This window comes from Vibrio penaeicida, assembly GCF_030689305.1.
Taxonomy (GTDB): Bacteria; Pseudomonadota; Gammaproteobacteria; order Enterobacterales; family Vibrionaceae; genus Vibrio; species Vibrio penaeicida_B.
On record NZ_JAUYVM010000021.1, the window covers coordinates 79,401 to 88,852 of the forward strand.

The following is a 9,452-nucleotide window of genomic DNA, read 5'->3' on the forward strand; positions in this document are numbered from 1 at the left end:
ACGTTACATTAAAAATCCGTTTTTTTATAAGTTTCGTGAATGATTGTTTTCTCAGTTATCATTTTTATTTTGTGCCTGACCATTTGAAACCTTTTCTCTAATTTAATTTATTTTAGGTAACAAAATAAATTAAACTCGGATCTTTCTTATCCAATATTTATTAAATTGGGACATTCTTCACGCAAAATGCAACCGGTTGCGCTTTTTTGTTAATCCAGTTTTTGATAGAGTTTTTATAGTTCATTAATTGATCAACTGGAGTGAGTTATGAAAAGGATATTGCTTTGCTGCAGCGCAGGTATGTCTACGAGTATGCTAGTTAAGAAAATGGAAGCAGCCGCAACGGAACAAGGGATTGAATGCAAGATAGATGCGCTGTCTGTTAGTGCATTTGAAGGTGAAATTCAAAACTACGACGTTTGTCTCCTCGGCCCTCAAGTCCGTTTCCAGCTAGAGGAAATGAAGAAGGTGACGGATCAGCATGGTATTAACATCGCTGCGATACCCCCTCAAACCTACGGCATGATGAAAGGTGATGAAGTCTTAAAACAAGCACTCTTACTTATTAAGTAAAACAAAATTAATCTGAGCCTTATATAACCTGATTATATTAATTCATCGGGAAGGGGCTCTTATATCCAAAATATGGGTTTTAATTATGAAAATTTATGAAGCAATGATGAAAGTTGTAGAACAACATATTGCGCCCTTAGCTGCAAAAGTCGGAGCACAACGGCATGTTAGGGCAATGAGAGACGGTTTTATTATTGCGATGCCTTTTATTATCGTCGGAAGTTTTATTTTAATTTTTGCGTTTCCACCATTTGATCAAGACACCACAAATGGATTTGGGCGCGCTTGGCTTAATTTCGCTTCGACGCATTTCGACACCATTATGATGCCTCACTTTATGTCGATGGCCCTGATGGGGTTATTTGTATCCATGGGGGTAGCTTACAGTTTAGCGAAATCGTACGGAATGGATGGCATTACCAGTGCCGCCCTCGCGTTAATGAGCTTTTTACTGGTAGCGGCTCCTGCAAAAGAAGGCATGTTATCCATGCAATACCTTGGTGGTACGGGCGTGTTTACTGCCGTACTTTCCGGCTTCTTTGCTGTAGAACTTTACCGCGTAATGAAGAAATACAACATTACGATCCGGATGCCAGAACAGGTTCCGCCTGCCATTCAACGATCTTTTGAAGTACTACTCCCAGTATTGGTTGTATTCCTAACGTTGTACCCACTCAGTATTTGGTTGCAAACACAGCACGATATGTTGCTTCCTCAAGCGATTATGGAAGCGTTCAAACCATTGGTGAGCGCCTCAAATACACTGCCAGCTATTATCGGCGCCTTACTGTTGTGCCAGCTATTGTGGTTTGCGGGTATTCACGGTGCGGCCATAGTTGTCGGTTTACTTGGTCCTATTTTCCTCACGAACCTTACCGTTAACATTGAAGCATTTGTTGCAGGTGAAGAAGTGCCTAACGTGTTTACTCAGCCATTCTGGGATTTCTACATCTTTATTGGCGGCTCTGGCGCGACGTTGGCGTTAGTTGCGTTGATGTCATTCAGCCGCTCCGCTCACCTGAAAAGTTTGGGAAGAATGAGTGCGGTTCCCGGCTTATTCCAGATCAATGAGCCGGTTATTTTTGGTAGCCCAATTGTTATGAACCCAACACTGTTCTTACCGTTTGTTGTTGTGCCAATCATTAATGCAACGATTGCATATATTGCTGTCCACACCGGTTTTGTTGGAATGGGGGTTGCGACGATGCCATGGACGACGCCAGCCATCATAGGCGCATCTTGGGGAGCGGGCTGGACATTAACACCTGTGCTTCTTGTTGCCGTGTTGTTTGTTATCGATATCGTTCTTTATTACCCGTTCTTCAAAATATTTGAGCGCGAGCTTCTTGCCCAGGAAGAGCAGTCTGAAACCACAGAAGAATCAGCGACACCTGCTCGTGGAGAAGGTGTCACCGCTTAACTAATCGTATTTGGAGTCTGGCGACGGCTCGTCAGGCTCTAGAATTTGGAGAGAAAAATGGAACAAGAAGCAGTTGTAATGGACATTATCTGTAATGCAGGTGAAGCCAGAAGTTTATGTTTTGAAGCGCTTGCAAAAGCTAGGGCGGGTGAATTGAGCCACGCCAAATCTTCTCTAGTTCAGGCAAAAGAATGCTTGAACCAAGCACACCTTACTCAAACTCAGCTTATCGAAGCGGATCAGGGGGAGGGGAAAGTGCCGATGACATTGGTCATGGTACATGCCCAAGACCATTTAATGACAACAATATTGGCACATGAAATGGCAACAGAAATGGTTGCACTTCACGAACAGTTGGCAAAAAGGTAGGAAATGATCATGGCTAGAAAGGCTCTGAAACTTGCGATTATTGGTGGGGGGAGTAGCTATACCCCTGAATTGGTAGAAGGCGTCCTCACTCGCATCGATCGCTTGCCTGTGAGAGAAATCCATTTTGTTGATGTTGAAGAAGGGCAAGAGAAACTTGAAATCATCGCTGCACTTTCAAAGCGCATGGTTGAAAAAGTAGGTGCAGACATTGAGATAAAAGCATCGTTAGATCGAAGAAGCGCAATTAAAGATGCTGACTTTGTCATGACTCAATTCCGTGTGGGTGGGCTTCAAGCTCGGGCGAATGACGAAAGAATTCCACTGAAATACGATGTTATAGGGCAGGAAACCACTGGAGCAGGGGGATTTGCTAAGGCGCTAAGAACTATCCCTGTGATATTGGATATATGTCGAGACATTGAAGAGCTGGCGCCCAACGCTTGGATGTTGAATTTTACAAACCCTGCTGGGTTGGTCACTGAAGCTGTGCAGCGACATACCAACGTAAAAAGCATCGGGCTGTGTAATGTACCGGTTTCCATGAAAATGATGGTCGCGGAAATGATGGATTGTCAGCCAGACGATCTTCAAATGGAATTCGCAGGGTTAAACCACCTTGTTTGGGTTCACCAAGTTTGGCTACATGGCGAAGACATCACCGAAACCGTATTGGAGAAAGTGGGGGATGGTGCCAACTTCAGTATGAAAAACATTTTTGAAGAACCGTGGGATCCCGATTTCTTATATGCCCTAGGTGTAATCCCTTGTCCGTATCATCGCTATTTTTACCAAACAGAGGCGATGTTAGAAGAAGAAAAGCAGTCCGCTCAAGAAATTGGCACTCGTGCAGAACAAGTCATGCAAACAGAAAAAGAGCTGTTTGAACTTTATCGTGATGTCAATCTCGCTCACAAGCCAGAGCAATTGGAGCAAAGAGGTGGCGCGTATTATTCTGATGCCTCTCTCAATCTGGTAGATGCGATTTACAACAACCTGAACGCAGTACATGTTGTCAATGTTCGAAATAATGGGACGATTCACACATTGCCGGATGATGCGGTGATTGAATGCAGTGCGGTTGTGGGAAGCTTTGGTGCGAAACCTCTTACTGTCGGTCCATTTCCAGCTGAAATTCGCGGTTTGATACATCAAGTAAAAGCGTATGAAGAGCTTACCGTCGAAGCGGCAGTGTCAGGCAGTTATGAGAAAAGTCTAATGGCATTAGCAAACAACCCACTGGTTCCAGATATTGCGAAAGCAAAAGCGATATTGGATGAAATATTACAAACTAACAAACCGTATCTGCCTCAATTTAAGGAGGCACTTTAGCCCGTATGATGGCAGAAGTAGGAGGACAGTATGCACGTAATATTCAATGCAGATGATTTTGGTTTAACTCATGGAGTAAACCAAGGAATCAAAGACGCTCATTTAAAAGGTGTCGTGAATTCAACAACACTTATGGTCGGAATGAGTGCCGACAAAGAAGCGGTAGAAATGGCAAAAGCGTTACCGAATTTAAAAGTAGGGATTCATCTACGTTTTACGGCAGGAAAGCCACTAACAAATTTGCCAAATCTGTTAAGTGAAGATGAGTACTTTCCTGTTCAACCCGACTTTTGGTCACGCAAGGACTTTTGCGCAGATGCGGTGGAATTAGAAGTGCGGGCTCAGCTTAGATATTTCGATGAATTAGGTCTGACATTGAGCCATATTGATAGCCATCATCATGCGCATCGACATCCTCAAATACTGCCCATTGTCGAGCGAATCGCTGCTGAACGAGGTGTCCCACTGAGGGAGCAGTCTATTGATGGAGTTCGGTATCAATTTACGGACAAGTTTTTTGATGACACCGTTTCAATGGATGCATTACTTTCATTGATTGCCACTTATAAAGATCGTTGTGATGTCCTTGAAGTGATGTGTCACCCAGCTAGGATAGATGAACATCTCGAACAGATATCCAGCTATGTGATTCCAAGAGAAAAAGAACGAACGGTTCTAACCGACCCGCAACTCACATCTTTACTAAAAGATATGGGGGTAACGGTCTCTGATTACTCTGCTGTTACGTTGTTGGTGGAGTCCACCCAGTAAAATAAAGTAGCTGCCACTTTGGAACCCCCTAAACCTTAATTCCAATGTTTGAATCTGGCAGCTTGCTTTTTTCTTAGTTAGATTGAGTCACATTAGGTCAACAGACCCTAGTTTTAAAAGGAAATCGAGAAAGCATGGCGAGAATCAAAGACGTTGCTTTGTTGGCTGGCGTAAACCGTTCTACCGTCTCTAGGATTATTAACGGTGAAGGGAAATTTAGAGAAGAAACAAAAAGGAAAGTCGAGCAAGCGATGGCGGAGCTTAACTATCGTCCTAGTGCGATAGCGCGCTCTTTGGCAACCGCCTCAAGTAACATGACGGGGCTACTTGTCACATTTTACACTGGTGGCTTCTTTGGTGAGATGATGGACCAAGTGCAAAATGAACTGGATAAGCACAAGAAGTTTTTAATCACCGCTCAAGGTCATCACAGTGCGGAAGGCGAGCGAGAAGCGATACAACGCTTTCATGACTTAAGATGTGAAGGGTATGTGCTTCATAGTCGCTATATGAGTGATGAAGAGTTGCGAGAACTCGCTTCCTTACCCACACCATTTGTGTTGCTTGATCGTTTTGTTGAAGGGTTAGAAGACAGGTGCATCACCTTTGATCATGAAAATGCGGCATTTATTGCTACCTCACATTTAATCGAAAATGGGCACACATGCATTGGTTGTATTGCTGGACCAAGTGAACGGGTCAGTGCTAAGAAGCGATTATCTGGATTTGTAAAGGCGATGGATTCTCGAACTATTCCGTGGAGTGATAGTTTGATAGCAGAAGGAGATTATGGGCGTGAAAGCGGCTACTTAGCGGCGAAAAAACTCGCATCCCAAAACCCAGAGCTGACGGCTGTGTTTTGTACGAGTGAGGAAATGACAAGTGGTGCTATGCAGTATTTTCATGAACATGAAATTCGAGTACCTCAAGACATTTCTGTAGTCAGTTTTGATAGCGTTTACGTTTGCGAAAGCTTTTACCCGACCGTTTCATCTGTCCAATTCCCAATTAGTAAAATGGCGCGCTCTGCCGTAGAAATTCTAACAGCCAAAATTCAGGGGAAAGAAACCGGTGTTGCACAAGAGTTTGAGCCTGAATTGATCCGAAGAAAAAGTGTTTCCTCCCTCTAAGCATAAAGGCTGTGAATAGACGCTTGATTCTAGGGAAAAACGCTAAAAGTAGGTAAAGCAATAACATCCCATTCTTAGACTATAGTTAAAACTGCACATTCATTAATTTGGGGAGAATTCAATGGATCAAGCGAACTTATTATCAAGAATAAATGAATTGCCTAAAATTCGAAAAGTCTTACAGGAACTTGTCGAGATGGTGAATCGAGACGAAGTCGATCTGATGGAGCTTTCACAAAAAATTGCCATGGAACAGGTAGTCTCCGCACGTATTTTAAGGTTAGCCAACTCCGTTCACTTTGGACGAAGCAGAACGGTCGCATCAATCGATGAAGCTGTTATACGTTTAGGGACCGAACCGATCAGAACATTAGTCGTGGTATCAGTATTGACGAGTGCCTTCCCTAAATTTGAAACGATGGATGTGACTGAATATTGGAACAACACATTTGAAGTCGCCACTATCGCGAGTAACATCGCGAAAGAAATTGGTCTAGAACCTAACCAAGTATTCACCGCAGGTATCCTTCACAATATAGGTGAACTAATGATTCATGCGTTAGCGCCGGAAGAAGCAAAAAAAATTCAAGAGCGAGTGAGTGAAGGTGAAGATGCAGAAACAGTGCAGCGTGATGTTCTTGGAACTTCAGCTTGTGAGCTAGGTGCTAAATTGGCGACAGCGTGGAAGTTCGCACCTCAACTGGTTGATTCCATCGCTCACTGCCTCAACCCAGAAAAAGCAGAAGAAGAGCCTAAAATTGCATGGTCTCTGCATTTGGCGAGGCAAATAAATTTCGATTGGGATGATATTGAAGAGGAAGATGAACGGCTCGAATATATTGAGTCAAACCAAGACGCAAAAGTATTGGGCTTATCAACCACTTTTGTGCCCACTTTAGAAAATGTGAGAGGGCAAGGAAGGGATCTTGCCGCCCAAATGGTGTAACGAAATGTATTAAAGGGGTTTGGATACCCCTTTTTTTCTTTATAATGTCAACGCTCAATTGGAGAGTGCTCGCAAATCCTCCAACTAAATTAAGAGTGTTGAATGTGCAATAACATACTGAATATTATTCATAATGTTACCAAAATCAAACTAAGCGAACGTAATATAAAGCGCCATTAGAGCTTTTGTTCCAAATAATGTTAGATTTGTCATTCTGCTCAATTCGCAGCGAAAAAAACGTAACTTAGGAATAAATCGATTCAGTGTGGCCAGTATAAAAATTACGGTCGATCGTATTCAGCCAGGTCTTCATGTCAGACTGCCTGTGAATTGGAAAGATCACCCGTTTCTTCTCAATAGCTTTAAGATCAAATCCCAAGACCAGGTGGACATCATTCGTCACTTGGGGATTAAGCACGTCTATATCAATCCACTTCAAAGTGATTCTGAACCATTACCTGCAAACGAAAGCTCAGACAACGTAGAGCAAGAAAGTGAACTTGAGCTAGCCAAGAAAAAAATGTGGGAAGAAAAACAAGCTCGAATTGAAAAGCTAAACGCCTACCGCAGGCGTGTAAGTAAATGCGAGAAAGAATTCGAACGTTCCTTATCACAACTTCGATCTGTGATGAGTAAAATCCGCAATCGACCAGCTGATGCTGTTAATGAAGCTACCATTATGGTGGACGAAATTGTCGACAAACTATTGGCGGATAACAACGTTACACTGCATCTAATGAGTGGGAAGAGTAAATTCCAGGATATTTATTTTCATTCATTGAACGTTGCAGTTATTGCAATGATGATCAGTAAAAGCAAAGGATTCAAAGCCGAGCAAATCAAAGAAATTGCATTTGGTGCCCTGTTCCACGATATGGGTAAAGTGCGAGTGCCATCTGCAATAATCAATAAGAAAACCAAATTGTTGGCACCGGAAGTGAATTATCTGAAGCTCCACACTAAGTATGGTCTGGAAATAGCAGAAAAAATTGAAGAATTCCCTTCGAGTGCCAAACGCATCATTACTCAACACCATGAGTGTGTCGATGGTAGTGGTTATCCGGAGGGATTAAAGGGTGATCAAATTGATGCGTATGCGCAGATAGTAGCACTTGCTAATGCCTATGATAATTTATGTCACCCAAGAATAGAGGCAGAGCAGAAGATTCCATTCAGTGCGCTGTCTCATCTCTATAAGAAATGTAAACATCTATATAATAATGAAAACCTGAACATTCTCATCAAATTTATGGGAGTGTATCCACCAGGAACCGTCGTCCAGTTGTCTAATGAAATGGTAGGGTTGGTCATTTCTGTTAACGCCCAGAATATTCTATACCCGAACGTATTACTTTATGATTCTAACGTGCCTCGAAATCAGGCGCCTATCCTTGATCTTGCAGATAGCGATCTGAAAATTGTTTCTGCTATTTTGCCGAACAAGCTTCCAGACAAGGTTAGGGAATACTTAAATCCAAGGACTCGGATATCTTATTACTTTGAGAGTGACGCGTGATGTCTTCTCAAAATGGCTACAAAATGGATGTATTGTAGTCACTAGTTTGTCATGTGTTTGACTTCAACCTTAGTTTTAAATGCAGACACTTGGCAAACGAAAGATGCTCTGATTTTATAACCATCTATATAGATGCTTGGATTCATAACAACGAGACGTTGTGGAATCCTTTGTACATTGGAGTGTAACTATGCAGTCAACGACACAAACAGCAAAGCCAGAATACTTGCTCATGGCTTTGCGACAAACAATAAAAGATGAAGGCATTACCTACAATACTTTGGCGCAGCAGCTTGGTGTGCCACTTTCATCTCTAAAAAGACATCTTCACAATTCTTCTATTCCCTTAGAAAAGTTACTGACCTACTGCGTAGGGGCTGGTATCAACCTTTCTGAACTTCACCAAGTCGCGCTTAAACTGCAATTCAAGAACGAGAACTTCTTCAACGAGATTCAAGATGACGTATTTTTTGAATTTCCTCAGCTATACGACTTCTACCGTGAACTTCGTCATAGAGAAAATGAGCTGCATCTTATGCAGGAAGAATACGGGCTGGATGATGCCTGTACCTATCTTTATTTGAGAGCGTTAGAAATCCTAGGTTTGATTCAGTTAGGTGAAAGCAACCGTTTCTCCTTTATTGGTCCTTATCATTATCAAATGTCCAGCACCTCAAAGCTGGGGGTGCAGTATCTAAAAAGTTTGAAGCAGCAGGCGCTTGAAGCTAAAGACGCTGCGAAAGTGATATGTGGGCGAATGTATTTATCAGATGAACAGCTTGAAGCCATCGAAACTAAGTTAAATGAAGAGATTCTTCGGACACATAATGAAAACATGGAACATGGAAGAACCGAACCTCAACATTTACGCAATATGATGTTCTTCGAAACGAAGTATAAGAAGGTACTTTTTTCTGATGGAGTTGGTCCTTTACCTAATGATGTACTCAATCGGGTCAAAAATATGATCAGTGAAGACGGAAATCTTTGATTTATCCACAGGGAAGTGTGGGTAAATTGTGTGAATAAAGGGGGTAAAACTGGATTCGTATAAAAGTTGTTCGTACGGCTCTTTTTTTCCAAAAAAATGTCTTTTTAGTATTGCCAACTTCAAATAACTCCCTATAATGCCGCCTCACTGACACGGCAGACGCCACAAGGCTTCAGAGTTAAATGTCAGTTAGGCTTCTAGCACAAAAATAGATAATTTGTTTCTCCTTTGAAAAAAGGGAAATTAAAAAAGAAAAAGTGTTTGACACTGATAATTATCTCGCTAGAATGACCGCCTCTTCGCAAGGAAGCTTAGCGACTTACGAAGAAAGCTCTTTAACAATATAGACCTATCAATCTGTGTGGGCACTCGTTGATGATAATCCAAATAGTTTCTTCGGAAACAAT

9 protein-coding genes are annotated in these 9,452 nt (G+C 42.2%); all 9 read left to right on the top strand.

Going from position 1 to position 9,452, the window contains the following annotated elements; all coding sequences use genetic code 11:
- The first annotated feature begins 267 nt into the window (after nucleotides 1-267).
- Entirely contained in the window at nucleotides 268-573 is a 306-nt protein-coding gene (locus Q8W40_RS24205; protein ID WP_305400920.1) for a PTS sugar transporter subunit IIB, read from the top strand.
- Between the two features lie 85 nt (nucleotides 574-658).
- Complete coding sequence (locus Q8W40_RS24210; protein ID WP_305400922.1) at nucleotides 659-1,993, top strand: PTS sugar transporter subunit IIC; 1,335 nt, start codon at nucleotides 659-661, stop codon at nucleotides 1,991-1,993.
- A gap of 57 nt (nucleotides 1,994-2,050) precedes the next feature.
- Nucleotides 2,051-2,362, top strand: coding sequence for a PTS lactose/cellobiose transporter subunit IIA (locus Q8W40_RS24215; RefSeq protein ID WP_305400923.1), 312 nt, complete (start codon nucleotides 2,051-2,053; stop codon nucleotides 2,360-2,362).
- A gap of 9 nt (nucleotides 2,363-2,371) precedes the next feature.
- A complete protein-coding gene (locus Q8W40_RS24220; protein ID WP_305400924.1) occupies nucleotides 2,372-3,691 on the top strand; it encodes a 6-phospho-beta-glucosidase in 1,320 nt (439 codons plus the stop codon).
- A 30-nt stretch (nucleotides 3,692-3,721) separates the two neighbouring features.
- The gene (gene chbG / locus Q8W40_RS24225) at nucleotides 3,722-4,462 is read left to right on the top strand and encodes a chitin disaccharide deacetylase (protein ID WP_305400925.1); all 741 of its coding nucleotides are present in this window, start codon (nucleotides 3,722-3,724) and stop codon (nucleotides 4,460-4,462) included.
- A 134-nt stretch (nucleotides 4,463-4,596) separates the two neighbouring features.
- A complete protein-coding gene (locus Q8W40_RS24230) occupies nucleotides 4,597-5,592 on the top strand; it encodes a LacI family DNA-binding transcriptional regulator (protein WP_305400927.1) in 996 nt (331 codons plus the stop codon).
- A 121-nt stretch (nucleotides 5,593-5,713) separates the two neighbouring features.
- A complete protein-coding gene (locus tag Q8W40_RS24235) occupies nucleotides 5,714-6,538 on the top strand; it encodes an HDOD domain-containing protein (RefSeq protein ID WP_305400928.1) in 825 nt (274 codons plus the stop codon).
- Between the two features lie 265 nt (nucleotides 6,539-6,803).
- On the top strand, nucleotides 6,804-8,054 hold the full coding sequence (locus Q8W40_RS24240) for an HD-GYP domain-containing protein (protein ID WP_305400930.1): 1,251 nt from the start codon (nucleotides 6,804-6,806) through the stop codon (nucleotides 8,052-8,054).
- Between the two features lie 190 nt (nucleotides 8,055-8,244).
- Nucleotides 8,245-9,045, top strand: a complete 801-nt coding sequence (locus Q8W40_RS24245; RefSeq protein WP_305400932.1) for an XRE family transcriptional regulator — start codon at nucleotides 8,245-8,247, stop codon at nucleotides 9,043-9,045.
- Nucleotides 9,046-9,452 lie beyond the last annotated feature (407 nt).